This is a genomic window from Streptomyces griseicoloratus (genome assembly GCF_014534645.1).
GTDB lineage: Bacteria > Actinomycetota > Actinomycetes > Streptomycetales > Streptomycetaceae > Streptomyces > Streptomyces griseicoloratus.
The window spans coordinates 57,330-73,311 of sequence record NZ_JACVQF010000238.1; the positions used below are offsets into that span (position 1 = coordinate 57,330).

The window sequence follows — 15,982 nt, forward strand, 5'->3', positions numbered from 1 at the left end:
CGCAGTAACAAAACCGGGCCGCGAAGCGCTGTTGATGTCCGTCCCTGCTCTGCGCCCGGGAGTTTCCCGCGCGTTCACACGCCGGCGGGCCCGGCGTTCACGCGGCCGCCTGCAGGTCGAGCCGCGCCCCGAACTCCCTGACCACCGCCTCCTCCCGGTACGGCTCCAGCCGGTGCTGGAAGTCCTCCAGGTACTCCGCACCCCGGTTGGAGCGCAGGTTCTCCAGGAGTTCCACGGCCTTCAGCCCGGTGCTGCAGGCCTGTTCGATCTCACGCTGCTGCACCTGCGCGGTGGCCAGCAGCACATAGCCGATGGCGCGCCTGCGGGCACGCGACTCGGGGTGACCGTCCAGGGACTGCCGCGCGCACCGCGCCGCCGCCTCGGCCTGGCCGAGGTCCCGGTGACAGTGCGCCAACTCGTCGGCGAGGTACGCCTCGTCGAAGTGCGCGATCCACGCCGGGTCGTCGCCCGTGGCCGGATCGGCCGCCTCCAGGGCGCCGACCGCGCGGCCGGCGGCCGCCTGGGCGGCCCGTACGTCACCGAGCAGCGCGTGGCCGCGGGCCTCGGCGGCGTGGAACATCGCCTCCGCACGCGGGGTCACCCGTCCCCGCGCCCCTTCCTGCGCCGCGCGCGCCAACTGCGCGATCTCACGGGGGTTTCCGAGCTGTGCGGCCAGGTGGCTCATGGAGGCGGCGAGCACATAGCCGCCGTAGCCGCGGTCGCCGGCCGCCTGCGCAAGCCGCAGCGACTGGATGTAGTACCGCTGGGCCAGGCCCGGTTGGCCGGTGTCGACGGCCATGTATCCGGCCAGCTCGGTCAACCGGGCCACGGCGGCGAACAGTTCACGCCCCACCGCCTCCCGGTACGAGCCCGCGAGCAGCCCGGAGACGACGCTGTTGAGGTAGTGCACGACCACCGGGCGCACATGCCCGCTGCCGTACTGGTGGTCCAGTTCGACCAGCGCCTGCGTCATCGCGCGGACGGCCGCCACGTCGGACGGGCCCACCCGGGGCCCGGCCGAGCGCGACACCTGCGAGTCGGGAGCGGAGATCAGCCAGTCCCGGCTGGGTTCGACCAGCGCGGACGCGGCGACGGAGGAGCCGGACAGGAAGTCCCGCCGCCCCACGTCGCTGCGCCACAGCTCGCAGACCTGCTCGATGGCCCCCAGTACCGTCGGCGAGAACTGGAGGCCGACGCCCGACGCGAGGTTCTTGCCGTTGGCCATGCCGATCTCGTCGATCGTGACCGTACGGCCGAGTTTGCGTCCGAGCGCCTCGGCGATGATCGCCGGTGCCCTGCCCCGCGGTTGCTGTCCGCGCAGCCAGCGGGCCACGGACGTCTTGTCGTACCGCAGGTCGAGGCCGTGTTCGGCGCCGCACATGTTGACCCTGCGGGCGAGCCCTGCGTTGGAGCAGCCCGCTTCCTGGATGAGCGCCTGCAGCCGTTCGTTCGGCTGCCGCGCGACGAGAGGCCTTGCGGCCATGGCGTACCCCCTGCTGTCTCGGCGGAACGAAAAGATCCGGCCGTGAAGATCAATGCCCCGCCGGTCTGCCGACAATGCGAGGCTTGCGAGGATTGCCGGGGTGACGGCTGGTGCCGGCCCCACACCTGGCTACCCAGCTCCCGCCGCGGATCCTCCCGCGCGCCCCCGCACGTGCACCCATGCGCCCCGGATGCGGAACCGATGCTCCTCCCCCGCGTGCGCGGGGGCCGTAACCCGGGGTGGGCACGGGAGTTGAGCTCCACGTGGAAGAGACCATCCCGGACACCCAAGTCGCCCAGATTCCGCAGCAGCGCGGGGCGTCGCTGCTGGAGACCGCCGTCCGCTACGCCGAGGACCGCCACTGGGACGTGTTCCCCGGCACCTGGCTGGAGGCCGTCGGCGGGGTGCAGCGCTGCTCCTGCGGGGACGCGGCGTGCGCCGTGCCGGGCGCGCACCCGGCACGCGCGGACTGGGCGGCACAGGCGACGGGCAGCGCGACCGTCGCCCGCCGGATGTGGCAGAAGCAGCCGGCGGCGTCGATCCTGCTGCCCACGGGGCGTACGTTCGACGCGATCGACGTGCCGGAGAGCGCGGGGTTCCTGGCGCTCGCCCGGATGGAGCGGATGGAGCTGACGCTGGGGCCGGTGACGCTGGCGCCGGACCGGCGGATGCGGTTCTTCGTGCTTCCGGGGGCCGCCGCCAAGGTGCCGGAGCTGGTGCGCAAGCTGGGCTGGTCTCCCCCGGCCCTCGATCTGACCGCGCTGGGGGAGGGCTCGTACGTCGCGGCGCCGCCGACGCGGTACGGGACGCGGGGGGCCGTGCAGTGGGCCTGCCGGCCGACGCCCGCGAACCGGTGGCTGCCGGACGTGGAGGAGTTGATCTCGCCGTTGGCGTACGCGTGCGGCAGGGATCGCTAGGGGCGCCCACGCGGCGGAGCCGCACATCAGCACGGTCCCGCGCCCCTGGCGGGGCGGTTCTCTCCCCGTAGGGTTTCCCCTGACGGAGGGAGACGTTGGTGGATGCAAGCGCCGTGCGGGTGCGGGGGCTCTGGAAGCGGTTCGGGCAGCAGGTCGCGGTGGCCGGGATCGATCTGGAGCTGCCCGCGGGCAAGTTCATCGGGCTCGTCGGGCCGAACGGGGCCGGGAAGACCACCACGTTGTCGATGGTGACCGGGCTGCTCCGGCCCGATCAGGGCTCGGTCGAGGTCGTCGGGCACGACGTGTGGCGTGATCCGGTCGAGGTCAAGGCCCGGATCGGGGTGCTGCCGGAGGGGCTGCGGCTGTTCGAGCGGCTGTCGGGGCGGGAACTGCTCGCGTACTCGGGGCGGTTGCGCGGACTGCCCGGCGCCGAGGTCGACAAGCGGGCCACCCAGCTCCTCGACGTACTGGACCTGGCCGGCGCCCAGCACAAGCTGGTCGTGGACTACTCGACCGGCATGCGCAAGAAGATCGGGCTCGCGGCCGCCCTGCTGCACAACCCCGAAGTGCTGTTCCTGGACGAGCCGTTCGAGGGCGTCGACCCGGTCTCGGCCCAGACGATCCGGGGTGTCCTGGAGCGCTACACCGCCTCCGGGGCGACCGTCGTCTTCTCCTCCCACGTGATGGAGCTGGTGGAGTCGCTGTGCGACTGGGTGGCCGTCATGGCCGCCGGCCGCATCCGCGCCACCGGCACGCTCGCCGAAGTACGCGGTGAGGCGCCCTCGTTGCAGCAGGCGTTCCTCGAACTCGTCGGTGCGGGCGGCCGGGACGCCGGGTCGGACCTGGACTGGCTGGGCGGCGGGGCCCGATGACCGCGCAAGCCTCCTCCCCCGCCGCCGTCACGTCCGTCTTCATACGGCTGAAACTGTCCCTGCTGCGCAACGGGCTGCGGCAGTCCGGCGGGCGGCGGGCCGCCTACGTCGCCTCTGCCGTCGTCGTGCTGCTCTTCGCCGCGCTCCAGCTCATCGGCCTGATCGCGCTGCGCGGGTTCGCGCACGGGGACTCGCTGGTCGTGCTGCTGGTGGCCGTGCTGGGGCTGGGCTGGGCGGTGATGCCGCTGTTCTTCCCCGGCGGCGACGAGACCCTCGACCCCACCCGGCTGGTGATGCTGCCGCTGCGGCCCCGCCCCCTGGTGCGGGCCCTGCTCGCGGCCTCGCTGGTCGGCACCGGGCCGCTGTTCACGCTGTGCATGCTCGCCGGTTCCGTGATCGCGGTCGCGCACGGCGGGGCGGCGTTCGCCGTCGGTGTCGTCGGCGTCGTCCTCGCGCTGCTGCTGTGCGCGACCCTCGCGCGGGCCGTCGCCGCCGCCAACGTACGGCTGCTGACCAGCCGCAAGGGCCGTGATCTCGCGGTGCTGAGCGGGCTGGTCGTCGCCGTCGGCGCGCAGCTGGTCAACTTCGGTGCGCAGCGGCTGGGCTCGTCCGGTCTGGAACAGCTCGACCCGGCGGCCGACGTGCTGCGCTGGGTGCCGCCCGCCTCGGCGATCGGCGCGGTGGACGCGGCGAGCGACGGCTCGTACGGGGTGGCGGCCGCCCAGCTGGCGCTGACCGCGGCGGCCCTGGTGCTGCTGCTGAGGGTGTGGGCGCGGCATCTGACCCGGCTGATGACCTCACCGGACGGTTCGACGCTGCAGACGGACGGCAGGCCCGCCCGCGAGCGCAGCGCGACGGGGCTCGCCCGGCTGCTGCCGGCGGGCCGCACCGGCACCACCATGGAACGCACGCTGCGGTACGTGTGGCGCGATCCCAAGACCAAGGCGGCGTGGGTGACCTCGCTGGCCATCGGTCTGATCGTGCCGGTGTTCAACGCCTGGCAGGGCACCGGGTCGGTGTACTTCGCCTGCTTCGCCGCCGGGATGCTCGGCATCCAGATGTACAACCAGTTCGGGCAGGACACCTCCGCGTTCTGGATGGTCGCGATGACCATCTCCTCGACGCGGGACGCCTACGTCGAGCTGCGCGCCCGGGCGCTGGCCCTGCTGCTGGTGACCCTGCCGTACGCCACCCTGGTCACCGTCCTGACGACGGCGATGCTCGGCGACTGGCGGACGCTGCCGGAGGCGCTGGGGCTGTCCTTCGCGCTGCTCGGCGCGATGCTGGCGACCGGGGCGTGGACCTCCGCGCGTTTCCCGTACTCCATCCCGCAGGAGGGGCACCGGAACGTCGCGCCCGGTCAGGTCGGGCTCGCCTGGATCTCCATCTTCGGGGGCATGGTCGGCGCTGCCCTGCTGTGCGCGCCCGTCATCGCGCTGACGATCTGGCTGAACGTGAGCGCCGGCGGCGACGCGTGGGACTGGCTGCTGCTGCCGGTCGGCACGGTCTACGGGGCCGGGATGACCGTGCTCGGGCTGCGGCTGGCCGCGCCGCAGACGGCACGGCGGCTGCCGGAGATCCTGACCGCGGTCAGCAAGGGCTGACACCGGGACGCCCCCGGGAGGGCCGGCGCCGTCTTGGGGTCAGCCCTCCCGGAGACCGTCCAGGAACGGTTCGATGGCCGCCCGCCACGCCTCCGGCTGGTCGTAGTGGACGAGGTGGCCGGCGTCGGCGACCTCCGCGTACTGGCCGTGCGGCAGCACGCGGACCATCTCCTGCGCCTCGGCGCGGCCCAGCTCGCCGTCGAGGCCGCGGACGACCAGGGTCGGGCACCGCACCTGGGCCAGCTCCTCCCAGTGGGCGTCGTAGACCCACGTCTCGCGGGACTTGAGCATCTGCTCGGGGTCGAAGACGGGGCGCCAGCCGTCCGGGGACTCGGCCATCACCTCGGCGTAGAACTCGCCCCTGGCCGGGTTCGGGCGCTCCACCCACGGGTCGTCCTCGCCGAACCACTTGCGTACGTCGGCGAGCGTGGCGAAGGGGACCGGCCATGTACGGAACCACTCGGTCCACTCGCGCTGCGACGCGGCGCCGAGGGCGGAGGCCCGCATGTCGCAGACGATCAGGCCGCGCACCAGGTCGGGGCGTTTGGCGGCGAGCTGCCAGCCGGTCAGCGCTCCCATGGCGTGGCCGATGACGACGGCCGGGCCCAGGCCGAGCTGTTCGAGCGCGGCCTCGGCGTCCTCGACGTACGCCTCCCGGGTGAAGGCGGCCCGCGGGGGCTTCTCGCTGCGGCCGTGGCCGCGCTGGTCGAGGGCGACGGCCCGGTGGCGCTCGGAGAGCCAGCGGGCCGTGGGCGCCCAGTGCGAGGCACGGCCCATCAGGCCGTGCAATAACAGCACGCCGGAGAAACCGCTCTCCGCGTGCCCGGTGGCCGCCTCCCGCTCCGGGTCACCGTGGTCGGCCTTGGGAGGATCGCCGAACTCCCAGGCGGCGAGCCGTACGCCGCCCGCGCCGGTCACGTCGATACGCCGCGTCATAGGTCCTGGCACCCCCAAGCTCCGCTCGGACCGCCCGTCCCGCCCGGTCCTGTGAACCGTGTCCTGCCTGCCGTGCCTGCCGTGGTGTCCGCGGCCGCTCGGCGCCCCGCAGACTATCGAATGCACATTCGAAAAAGCCGTCCCGATGGGCAACACCCCTCATTCGAGTGACACCTCTCGGGGATTGACCGCCGCTACCCAGGGGAGATCTTCAACGGGAGGCGGACCGCTCGGGGAAAACGGTCCGAGGGGAATGACCCTGAGAGCTCGGGGCTCCGGGTCAGCACAGGGGAGGACAGGCCCCGGCGCCGCACGGCGCCGGGGCCCTCTCCGTCTCTCCGCACGTCCTCCCCCTCTCCGACCGGCCGGCACCGCTGCCGGGGCACGGCCAAGAGCCCGTACGTCATATGCCTCGCCCGACAGCCTCGCACGGGAATCGTCCGGGCGCTGCGATTCGGCCCACCGAATCCCGGATCCGGCACGGCCCCGGATCCGGAGCCGCCACTCGGGCCGGCCGCGCCCCGCGGGGGCCGGCGGCGAGGTCGCTCAGCGCTTGGCGACGAACACGTGGGAGGCGACGTCCGCCTCCAGCTCCGCCGCCTCGCCGCCGCTGCCCACCAGCACGCCGCCCGCCGACTCCGTCACGCTCACCACCGAGCCGGGCTGCACACCCGCCCGGCGCAGCGTGTACATCAGCTGCGCGTCCGTCTGGATCGGCTCGCCGATACGGCGCACCACGACCGTCTTGCCCTCCAGGCCCGGGTCGAGGTCGGCGAGGGACACCATGCCCTCGTCCAGGAAGGGGTCGGCGCCGTCCTTCTCGCCCAGCTCCTCCAGACCCGGGATCGGGTTGCCGTACGGCGACTCGGTCGGGTGGCGCAGCAGCTCCAGCACGCGGCGCTCGACCGCCTCGCTCATCACGTGCTCCCAGCGGCACGCCTCGGCGTGCACCTGCTCCCACTCCAGGCCGATCACGTCGACGAGCAGACACTCCGCCAGCCGGTGCTTGCGCATCACGCGCGTGGCCAGCCGGCGGCCCTCGTCGGTCAGCTCCAGGTGGCGGTCGGCCGCCACGGAGACCAGGCCGTCGCGCTCCATCCGCGCCACCGTCTGGCTGACCGTCGGGCCGCTCTGGTCCAGTCGCTCGGCGATCCGGGCGCGCATGGGGACCACACCTTCCTCCTCCAGCTCGAGGATGGTGCGGAGATACATCTCCGTGGTGTCGATCAGTCCGGACATACGTGCCCCTCGATGAGATCTGCCGGAGGCTACGACCCCGGCGCGTGCGCTGGCCCTGCATTCAATTCTGACGCATACCACTGACAACCGTGCCGTGCCTGAGGAAGGACGGGCCACGCGGAGGGCCACGGCCCCACCGGCCTGCGGGTTCCGGGCGCCGCCGCGGCCCCCGTACGCCGCACGGGCGTATTGACACCGTACTGGTCCAGACCGCACCGTGATCCGCGACGCAGCCGTACCGAAGGGGACCCCGCATGAGCGACCGCAAGCTGGCCGGCCAGTTCCTCGACGCGGCGATCGACCTGCTGCGCCGCATCCGCGACGAGGAGGCCGACGCCATCGAGGCGGCGGGCACCCTGCTGGCCGACACGGTGGAGAACGGCGGCCGCCTCTTCGCCTTCGGCGCCGGCCACTCCTCGCTCGCCGCGCAGGACGTCGTCTACCGCGCCGGCGGGCTCGCCCTGATGAACCTGCTCGCCGTACCCGGCGTCGTCGGCGTGGACGTGATGCCGGCCACGCTCGGCTCCGCCCTGGAGCGCGTCGACGGACTCGCGAGCGTCGTGCTGGAGTCCTCCCCCGTCCGCGCGGGCGACGCCCTGGTGATCATCTCGCTCTCCGGACGCAACGCGCTTCCCGTGGAGATGGCCATGAAGGCCCGCGCGCTCGGCGTGAAGGTCATCGGCGTGACCTCGGTGGCGTACGCCTCCGAGACGACGTCCCGGCACGAGTCGGGGACCTTCCTGAAGGACCACTGCGACATCGTCCTGGACTCCCGGATCTCGGTCGGCGACGCCGAGCTCACCCTCGACACCGTCCCGGCCCCCTTCGGTCCCGCCTCCACCACCGTCACCACGGCCCTGCTGCAAGCGGTGACCGCCACGGCGGCCGGGGCCCTCGCCGACCGCGGCATCGAGCCGCCGCTGCTGCGCTCGGGCAACGTGGACGGCGGCCACGAGTGGAACAGCCGCGTCCTGGAGCAGTACCGGGACCGGATCTTCTACCGGCACTGAGCGGACACCGGCCACGGGGCGGGCCTCGGGGCCCTACCCCTTCCCGACCAGCCCGGCCAGATCCAGCACGGCCGCGATCCGCACCGCCACGTCCTCCGCGTACATCACGTCGGCCCGCTCGAACGGGCTCCGGCCCGCCCCCCGCAGAAACGTCACGACACCCAGCGTCCGCCCCCTGCTGCGCAACACCGCGCACAGGGCGTGCACCGTGTCGGACGGCCACTGCCGGGCCAGCGCCCACTCGCGCACCCGCTCGGCCGACGCCTCCCGGGCGCCCACGCCGGCCCGCACCGTCCCCGCCCGCTCCACGCACTGCAGCGCCGGATGCCCCTCCCCGTACCGCACCGGCAGCCCGGTCGCGCCGCTCGGCAGACTCGGCCCCGGCGACCCGGAGGGCGTGGCCACGACCCGGACCAGCCGCACCGGTCCCGCCGCGTCCGCGTCCGGCGGCGCACCGCCGGCCACCCGGTCGATCAGCGCGTGATCGGCGAACCCGGCGAGCGCGAAGTCCAGGTGCACGGTCGCCGCCTCCGCCGGGTCCTCGCAGTCCGCCGCGGCGCGCGCCGCCCGGTGCAACTGGTTCGTGCGGAACCGCAGCAGCGCCGCCTCCTGCTCCGCCTGCTTGGCCTCGGTGACGTCCTGGAACAGCCAGCCCACGCCCAGCGGCACCGGCTCCTCCGCCAGCGGCGACGCCAGCCGCACGAAACCGCTGCGCCAGCACCGGCGCCGCTCGCCCTCCGGGGTGCGCACGCTCACCCACACCTCGGCGGGCGCGGGCGGCGCGCCCTCCGCCAGCACGTGCGTGAGCGCGTTCTCCAGCTCCTCCACGCCCTGCGCCAGCAGGTCCCCGAGCGGCCGGCCCAGCACCGACGTACGCCCCGCGCCGAGCGCCCGCGCCGCGTGGGCGTTGACGACGGCGGGACGCAGATCGGCGTCCACCAGCACGACACCCCAGCCCGCGTCCTCCAGCAGCGCCTCGCTCAGCGCGATGGAGCGCTCCAGGTCGATCTGCGCGTGCACCTCGCTGAAGGCGCAGTACACGCCCGCGGGCCTGCCGTCGGGGCCGCGTACGGCCGCGGACTGCGTACGCACCAGCACCCGTCCGCCGTCCTTGGTCACCAGCGCGAACTCGTGCACCTGCCGCCCCGGCGCCCGCATGGCGGACAGCAGCCGCTCCGCGACCTCCTCGGCGTCCGCGCTGCGCACGGCCCAGCCGGCGAACCCCCGCCGTCCCACGGCCTCGGCCGCGGTCCAGCCGAGGATGCGCTCCGCCTCGCGGTTCCAGTGCGTGACGACACCGTCCGCGTCGAAGGCGCACAGAGCCGCGTCCATGCCGTCGAGGAGCGCGGCCAGCAGGTCCGCGCCGTCCCGCTCGGGCTGCTCCGGCTCGTCCGGCCCCAGCTCGTCCGTGGTCCCACTACGCCGGGAAGCACTCACCTGGACCCCCTGCAGGCTGCGTCCGCCGCGCGGTACGTCGGTTCAACACTGGCCTTCATTCAACTCGAACGTGACACAGCACACATCGGGTTCCCGCAAGATTGCAGGAATCGTTGTCCGGCGGCAATCCGGCATACGCCCCCGTCACCGGCCCTCCGGCACCAGCCTCAGGTCGATCCACTCGGCACTCTCGCCGTCCAGCACGTACCGCTCCCGCTCGACGAACCCGCGCGCCTCGGCGAACCGCAGCCCCTCGGCGTTGGCCGCAGCACCACGGTCTCCACCGCCCCGGCACCGAGCCCCCGGGCATGCGCCAGGCCCTTCTCGTAGAGCGCCGTGCCGATCCCCCGCCCGCGGAACGCCGGAAGCACCCGGACGATCACGGTCGCCACCCGGTCCTCCCCCTCCGGGGGCCGCACGGTGGAGCACCCGACGAGCACGTCTTCCAGATAGGCGTTCTCCAGCCGGTACCGCCGGCTGCGCTCCCGCACCTCGTCCAGGGACATCGCGGCGGGCGGCACGATCACGTTGTGCACGTGCCGCCAGTCCCGTAGCGCGTCCTCGTCCTCGGCGGTCTCGGTCCGCAGCGCCGGAGCCGACGCCTCCCCCTGTCGTTTCGTCATGGGCGGAACGCTAGGTGACCAGCGCAGACGCGTCCATGGGAGACCGGTGGCGAAGCGACTCCGAAAAAACCGATTGATCGGGCGCCGACCGGTTCCTAGGGTGTGCAGTACACGAGAAGGGAGGTGGTTCGGCAGATGTATGGAAACCGGACGCGTGAGGTGACTGCGGGCTAGCGGCTCGCCACCACACTCAGTGCGGTGCCGGACCAGTGCGCGAGAGACGCGTGCAGCCGGCCCAATCCCAAGCAGTCACCCGACCCGCGAGTCGCCGGTACGTCCGGCCGGCTCCTCCGATGGAGGAACCAGACTCGCGGGTCGTCTGCGTCCAGGGGCCGGTCAGGTCGCGATGGCCTCGTAGCCCTCGATCTCGCGCGGGTCGCGGGGACCCGGGCCGACGTAGCGGGCCGAGGGGCGGACCAGGCGGCCGGTGCGCTTCTGCTCCAGGATGTGGGCGGACCACCCGGCGGTGCGGGCGCAGGTGAACATCGAGGTGAACATGTGCGCCGGGACCTCGGCGAAGTCCAGGACGATGGCCGCCCAGAACTCGACGTTGGTGGCCAGGACGCGGTCGGGGCGGCGGGCGTGGAGTTCGGCGAGGGCCGCCTTCTCCAGGGCCTCGGCGACCTCGAAGCGGGGAGCGCCGAGTTCGCGGGCGGTGCGGCGCAGGACACGGGCGCGGGGGTCCTCGGCGCGGTAGACGCGGTGCCCGAAGCCCATGAGGCGTTCGCCCTGGTCGAGGGCCTGCTTGACGTACGCCTCGGCGTCGCCCGTGCGTTCGATCTCCTCGATCATGCCGAGCACGCGCGAGGGTGCGCCGCCGTGCAGGGGCCCGGACATGGCACCCACGGCTCCGGAGAGGGCCGCCGCGACGTCGGCGCCGGTGGAGGCGATGACGCGGGCGGTGAAGGTGGAGGCGTTCATGCCGTGCTCGGCGGCGCTCGTCCAGTAGGCGTCCACCGCGGCGACGTGCTTGGGGTCCGGCTCGCCCCGCCAGCGGATCATGAAGCGCTCCACGACGGACTGCGCCTTGTCGATCTCGCGCTGCGGCACCATGGGCAGGCCCTGGCCGCGGGCGGACTGGGCGACGTAGGACAGGGCCATCACGGCGGCGCGGGCGAGGTCCGCGCGGGCCTGCTCGGCGTCGATGTCCAGCAGGGGCTTCAGGCCCCACACGGGCGCGAGCATGGCCAGGGCCGACTGGACGTCCACCCGGATGTCACCGGAGTGCACGGGGATGGGGAACGGCTCCGCGGGCGGCAGTCCGGGGTTGAAGGCGCCGTCGACGAGCAGTCCCCAGACGTTGCCGAAGGAGACGTGCCCGACGAGGTCCTCGATGTCGACGCCGCGGTAGCGGAGGGCGCCGCCTTCCTTGTCGGGTTCGGCGATCTCCGTCTCGAACGCGACGACTCCTTCGAGTCCGGGTACGAAGTCGGACATCAGGCGGCTCCTCGTGATCGTGGTCGTGATGTGCGGCGATGCGGCTGCGGGCGTGCGGTGCGGTGGTGGCCGACGCGTGACGGATCCGCGGTCCTACGGTCGACTCGCGGTCCTCGCGTCTTCCCTGTGATGCCCCGTACGGCCGGTCATCCAACCGGGACGGCACCAGCACGATATCTCCGAGTGCCACTCTTGGGGAGAGTTTGCGGCACTGAGTGCCACTCGGTGACCAAGAACACCGCCGATACGGCAGGATGACCGGCGTGACCGACCGAGAAGCCGTGCCCTTCGATCTCGCCTCGATGCGCAAGCAGTACCGGGCCGAGGGGCTCTCCGAGACCGAGCTGGCCGCCACTCCGCTGGAGCAGTTCGCGCGCTGGTTCAAGCAGGCCGCGACGGAAGGCGGGATGTTCGAGCCGAACGCCATGGTCGTCTCCACGGCCGACACCGAGGGCCGGCCCAGTTCGCGCACGGTGCTGCTGAAGCACTTCGACGAGCGGGGGTTCGTGTTCTACACCAACTACGACTCCCAGAAGGCCCGTGAGCTGGACGGCAATCCCTACGTGTCGCTGCTGTTCCCCTGGCATCCGATGGCCCGGCAGGTCATCGTCGCCGGAGTCGCGCGGCGCACCGGGCGGGAGGAGACGGTCGCGTACTTCCGGTCGCGGCCGCACGGCTCCCAGCTCGGTGCCTGGGCCAGCGCCCAGTCGTCGGTGGTCGGCTCGCGCGCCGAGCTGGACGCCGCGTACGCGGAGCTGGCGGCGCGCTATCCGGAGGGCGAGCAGGTGCCGGTGCCGCCGCACTGGGGCGGGTACCGGGTGGTGCCGCGGACGGTGGAGTTCTGGCAGGGGCGGGAGAACCGGCTGCACGACCGGCTGCGGTACGTGGCGCAGGCGGACGGGGCATGGCGGGTGGAGCGGCTCAGTCCCTGAGGCCGGTCCCGCGGGCTCCTCAGATCTTCCCCCAGACGTAGGCCGTTCGGTGGCCGTCGAGCAGCCCGGCCAGCCGGGCGCGGAAGTCGTCGCCGAGGTCGGGCCAGTTCCAGAACTCGAAGCCCAGGGCGCCGAAGGCGAGCGGGGCCTCGTCCCAGGTCCAGTCCGGGACGGGGACGGCGCGGGCGCAGGCGGGGCAGCCGACGCTCGCGGCGCCCGTGTCGTGCCAGGTCCGCATGGCGGTGCTGAAGCGCCGCCACTGGGCGTCCTGGAGGGGGGTGTGCGCTCCGCAGTGCGGGCAGAGGGCCGCGCCGGGCATGTTCGCGCCGCTGGTGAAGCCGGTGCGGCGGGTGTGGACGGCGAGTCCGTCCCAGGGTTTGAAGTCCCAGTCGTCGCTCACCGCGCGTTCCCAGTGCGGGCCCGGCGGGTGCCCCAGGGGCTGCCCGGGGACGCAGCCGGTGCGTTCGGCGAGGACGATGCCCTCGGCCACGAGCCGGTCCACGACCCGCCGGGCGAGCCGCTCGGCGTCCGCCTCGCTCGCGTCGAGGTCGACGATGACCTGGAACCGGTCGCCCACGGGTCAGTCCAGCGCCTCGTCCAGCAGCCCCGCCCATTGCTGGACGACCCGCTCCCGGCGGGCGGTGTCGTCGGTGAGGAGGTTGGCGAGGCCGAGGCCACGGGCCATGTCCAGCAGGCCCTGGACGGTTTCGCGGACGCCGGGGCGGGTCTCGTCGGCGCCGAGGAGGTCGACCGCGATGCGGTGGGTCTCGCGGCCGACGCGGGCCTCCAGTTCGGTCACGCGGCCGCGGAGCTGGTCCTCGTCGGAGGCGGCCACCCACAGGTGGAGCGCGGCGCGGAACAGGGGCCCGGTGTAGAGGTCGACGAGGGCGGCGACCACCGCGTGGCGGTCGCCGGCCGCGGCGCCCTCGGGGAAGAGGGCGCGCAGGGCGACGGAGCGTTCCTCGGCGACGTACTCGACGGCCGCGGTGAACAGGTCCTCGCGGGTCGGGAAGTGGTGCTGGGCGGCGCCCCGGGAGACTCCGGCGCGTTCGGCGACGACGGAGACCGTGGAGCCCGCCCAGCCGTGTTCGGCGAGGCAGGCCACGGCGGCTTCCAGGAGCCGCTGCCGGGTGGCCCGGCTGCGGTCCTGCTTGGGGACTCGTTCCGCACGGTCGGCCGTGCTCACACCACCCATTCCGGATCCCGTCGTTCGAGGAAGGCCGTCATCCCCTCGCGGGCCTGCGGGGAGGAGAACAGCCGGGCCGAGAGCGCGGTCAGGCCGTCCGCGTCCCGGTCGAATACCTCCAGCACCCTAGCCGTGAGCAGCCGTTTCGTCTCGGCCAGGCCCTGGGGTGAGGCGCGGCGCACACCGTCCAGGACGGGTTCCAGTACGGCGTCCACGTCGTCGCCCGCCGCCGTGACCAGGCCGATGCGGGCGGCCTCGGCGGCGTCGAAGCGCTCGCCGGTGAGGTAGTAGCGGGCGAGGGCGCGGGGGTCGGTGCGGGGCAGGAGGGTCAGGGAGATGACGGCGGGCGCCACGCCGATGCGCACCTCGGTGAAGGCGAAGGTGGAGCCGGTCGAGGCCGCGGCGACGTCGCAGGCGGCCAGCAGGCCCAGGCCGCCCGCGCGGACGTGTCCGGTCACGCGGGCGACGACGGGCCTGGGCAGCTCCACGATCTGCCGGAGCAGGGCGACCAGCGCGTCCGGGTCGGGCGGGTCGCGCAGGTCGGCACCGGCGCTGAAGGTGGTGCCGGAATGGGTCAGGAGAACGGCCCGGACGCCGTCGTCCTTCCCCGCCTTCGTGAGCGCGTCGGCCAGTTCGCCGACGAGTGCGGCGGACAGGGCGTTGCGGTTGTGCGGGGAGTCGAGGGTCAGGGTCTCGACGCCCCGCGCGCGCGTGCGGGCGATCAGGGTCACGAGCGGTCCCTCAGTTCCCGGCGGAGGATCTTCCCGCTGGCCGCCCTGGGCACGCCGTCGATGAAGGTGACGCGGCGGATGCGTTTGTAGGGGGCGACGCGTTCGGCGACGTAGAGCATGATCTCGTTCTCCGAGAGGCCGGCGGCATGGGGCTGGCGTACGACGTAGGCGTGGGGCACCTCGTTGCCGTCCTGGTCGTGGGCGCCGATGACGGCCGCGTCGCCGATGGCGGGGTGGGTGAGGAGGAGGGCCTCCAGTTCGGCCGGGGCGACCTGGAAGCCCTTGTACTTGATCAGCTCCTTGACGCGGTCGACGACGAACAGCCAGCCGCCCTCGTCGACGTGTCCGACGTCCCCGGTGTGCAGCCAGCCGTCGCCGTCGATCATCGCGGCGGTGGCCTCGGGACGGCCCAGGTAGCCCTTCATCACCTGGGGTCCGCGGATGAGGATCTCGCCGGACTCGCCGGGGCCGAGGTCCTTGCCGGGGTCGTCGAGGGAGACGATGCGCATCTCGGTCCCGGCTATCAGCTTGCCGACGGTTCCGGGGGGCGCCTCGCGCATGGCGTCCAGGGGGACGACGTGGGTGCCCGGGGAGAGTTCGGTCATGCCGTAGGCCTGGCCGACGGGCGGCAGGCCGAGCCGTTCGGAGCAGGCGGCGGCGAGCTTCGCGTCCAGCGGGGCGGCGGCGCTGACGATGTACTTCAGCGACGACAGGTCGTACTCGGCGACCAGCGGGTGCTTGGCGAGGGCCAGGATGATCGGCGGGGCCACGTACAGGCCGGTGATGCGGTGGTTCTGGATCGCGGCGAGGAACTGCTCCAGGTCGAAGCGGGGCAGGACGACGACGGTGGCGCCCTGCCTCAGCGGGGCGTTCATCAGCGCGGTCAGGCCGTAGATGTGGAAGAACGGCAGGACGGCCAGGACGCGGTCGCCGGGCGCGGCCGGCATCAAGGGGTGGAGCTGGGCGAGGTTGGTGGCGATCTGCCGGTGGGTGAGCATCACGCCCTTGGGGATACCGGTCGTGCCCGAGGAGTACGGCAGGGCGGCGACGTCCTCGGCCGGGTCGACCGCGACACGGGGTTCGGGGGCGGTCGAGGCCAGCATGTCGATGAGGGAGCGGTGGCCCGGGGCGCTGTCGCACACGAAGATCTCCTGGACGCCGCCGGCCAGTGCGGCCGCCCGGCGCGCGGTGTCCAGCAGGGGGGAGACGGTGACGATCCAGCGGGCCCGTGCGTCGCCGAGCTGTTTGGCGAACTCCTCCGCCGTGGCGAGCGGGTGCACGGTGGTGACCGAGGCACCCGCGCGCGTGGCGGCGTAGAAGGCCAGGGGGAAGGCGACGGTGTTGGGGCTGTGCAGGGCGAGCACGTCGCCCTTGGCCACCCCGGCCTCGGCGAGGGCGGCGGCGACGCGCCGGTGGAACCGGTCCACCTGCTCGTACGTGAGGGTGGTGCCGTCGGTGCCGTCGATCAGCGCCGGGGCGGCGCCGAACTCGGCGGCCCGGCCGAGCACGGCCTCGTGGATGGGGAGATCGACGGGCTGAACGTCTGCGTACTCGCTGCGGAACATGGTTCCTCCT

14 protein-coding genes and 1 pseudogene are annotated in these 15,982 nt (G+C 73.3%); 5 read left to right on the top strand and 10 right to left on the bottom strand.

The annotated features are described in order from the left end of the window. Window positions 1–97: 97 nt before the first annotated feature. Window positions 98–1,483 (bottom strand): NsdA family TPR-like regulatory protein, encoded by a 1,386-nt coding sequence (locus H0H10_RS37765; RefSeq protein WP_188185739.1) that lies wholly within the window; start codon window positions 1,481–1,483, stop codon window positions 98–100. Window positions 1,484–1,746: 263 nt separating this feature from the next. Here H0H10_RS37765 and H0H10_RS37770 point away from each other — a divergent pair, with 263 nt between their 5' ends. The 3 genes from H0H10_RS37770 to H0H10_RS37780 all read left to right on the top strand — a co-directional run bounded on the left by H0H10_RS37770 (window position 1,747) and on the right by H0H10_RS37780 (window position 4,876). After that, the gene (locus H0H10_RS37770; RefSeq protein WP_188185740.1) at window positions 1,747–2,400 is read left to right on the top strand and encodes a bifunctional DNA primase/polymerase; all 654 of its coding nucleotides are present in this window, start codon (window positions 1,747–1,749) and stop codon (window positions 2,398–2,400) included. A 95-nt stretch (window positions 2,401–2,495) separates the two neighbouring features. Then, a complete protein-coding gene (locus H0H10_RS37775; protein ID WP_188185741.1) occupies window positions 2,496–3,272 on the top strand; it encodes an ABC transporter ATP-binding protein in 777 nt (258 codons plus the stop codon). Continuing rightward, the gene (locus H0H10_RS37780) at window positions 3,269–4,876 is read left to right on the top strand and encodes a transporter (protein ID WP_188185742.1); all 1,608 of its coding nucleotides are present in this window, start codon (window positions 3,269–3,271) and stop codon (window positions 4,874–4,876) included. Before H0H10_RS37775 ends, H0H10_RS37780 begins: the two co-directional genes overlap by 4 nt. A 39-nt stretch (window positions 4,877–4,915) precedes the next feature. Here the strand turns inward: H0H10_RS37780 and H0H10_RS37785 are convergent, their stop codons facing one another. Continuing rightward, on the bottom strand, window positions 4,916–5,812 hold the full coding sequence (locus H0H10_RS37785) for an alpha/beta fold hydrolase (protein ID WP_188185743.1): 897 nt from the start codon (window positions 5,810–5,812) through the stop codon (window positions 4,916–4,918). A 546-nt stretch (window positions 5,813–6,358) separates the two neighbouring features. Further along, entirely contained in the window at window positions 6,359–7,051 is a 693-nt protein-coding gene (locus H0H10_RS37790) for an iron-dependent transcriptional repressor DtxR (protein WP_188185744.1), read from the bottom strand. Between the two features lie 254 nt (window positions 7,052–7,305). Here H0H10_RS37790 and H0H10_RS37795 point away from each other — a divergent pair, with 254 nt between their 5' ends. Continuing rightward, window positions 7,306–8,061, top strand: a complete 756-nt coding sequence (locus tag H0H10_RS37795; RefSeq protein WP_188185745.1) for an SIS domain-containing protein — start codon at window positions 7,306–7,308, stop codon at window positions 8,059–8,061. Window positions 8,062–8,094: 33 nt separating this feature from the next. On the opposite strand, the gene H0H10_RS37800 is transcribed toward H0H10_RS37795, so the two are convergent. The 3 genes and pseudogenes from H0H10_RS37800 to H0H10_RS37810 all read right to left on the bottom strand — a co-directional run bounded on the left by H0H10_RS37800 (window position 8,095) and on the right by H0H10_RS37810 (window position 11,558). Further along, window positions 8,095–9,498, bottom strand: a complete 1,404-nt coding sequence (locus H0H10_RS37800; RefSeq protein ID WP_188185746.1) for a PAS domain-containing protein — start codon at window positions 9,496–9,498, stop codon at window positions 8,095–8,097. Window positions 9,499–9,642: 144 nt separating this feature from the next. Beyond that, window positions 9,643–10,121 (bottom strand): annotated as a pseudogene (locus tag H0H10_RS37805) (GNAT family N-acetyltransferase). Between the two features lie 336 nt (window positions 10,122–10,457). Beyond that, window positions 10,458–11,558 carry a citrate synthase 2 gene (locus H0H10_RS37810; RefSeq protein ID WP_188185747.1) on the bottom strand — a complete coding sequence of 367 codons (1,101 nt, stop codon included), beginning with the start codon at window positions 11,556–11,558 and terminating at the stop codon, window positions 10,458–10,460. A gap of 254 nt (window positions 11,559–11,812) precedes the next feature. Here H0H10_RS37810 and pdxH point away from each other — a divergent pair, with 254 nt between their 5' ends. Continuing rightward, window positions 11,813–12,490 (top strand): pyridoxamine 5'-phosphate oxidase, encoded by a 678-nt coding sequence (gene pdxH / locus H0H10_RS37815; RefSeq protein WP_188185748.1) that lies wholly within the window; start codon window positions 11,813–11,815, stop codon window positions 12,488–12,490. A 19-nt stretch (window positions 12,491–12,509) separates the two neighbouring features. Here pdxH and H0H10_RS37820 read toward each other — a convergent pair whose 3' ends face one another. From H0H10_RS37820 to H0H10_RS37835, 4 genes are read right to left on the bottom strand one after another with little or no spacing between them, the layout of a single operon-like run. Then, entirely contained in the window at window positions 12,510–13,067 is a 558-nt protein-coding gene (locus tag H0H10_RS37820) for a hypothetical protein (RefSeq protein WP_188185749.1), read from the bottom strand. Between the two features lie 3 nt (window positions 13,068–13,070). Then, window positions 13,071–13,685, bottom strand: a complete 615-nt coding sequence (locus H0H10_RS37825) for a TetR/AcrR family transcriptional regulator (protein ID WP_188185750.1) — start codon at window positions 13,683–13,685, stop codon at window positions 13,071–13,073. After that, a complete protein-coding gene (locus H0H10_RS37830; protein WP_188185751.1) occupies window positions 13,673–14,407 on the bottom strand; it encodes an enoyl-CoA hydratase family protein in 735 nt (244 codons plus the stop codon). Before H0H10_RS37830 ends, H0H10_RS37825 begins: the two co-directional genes overlap by 13 nt. Further along, window positions 14,404–15,972 carry a 4-coumarate--CoA ligase family protein gene (locus H0H10_RS37835; RefSeq protein ID WP_188185752.1) on the bottom strand — a complete coding sequence of 523 codons (1,569 nt, stop codon included), beginning with the start codon at window positions 15,970–15,972 and terminating at the stop codon, window positions 14,404–14,406. The genes H0H10_RS37830 and H0H10_RS37835 overlap by 4 nt, the downstream gene beginning before the upstream one ends. Window positions 15,973–15,982 lie beyond the last annotated feature (10 nt).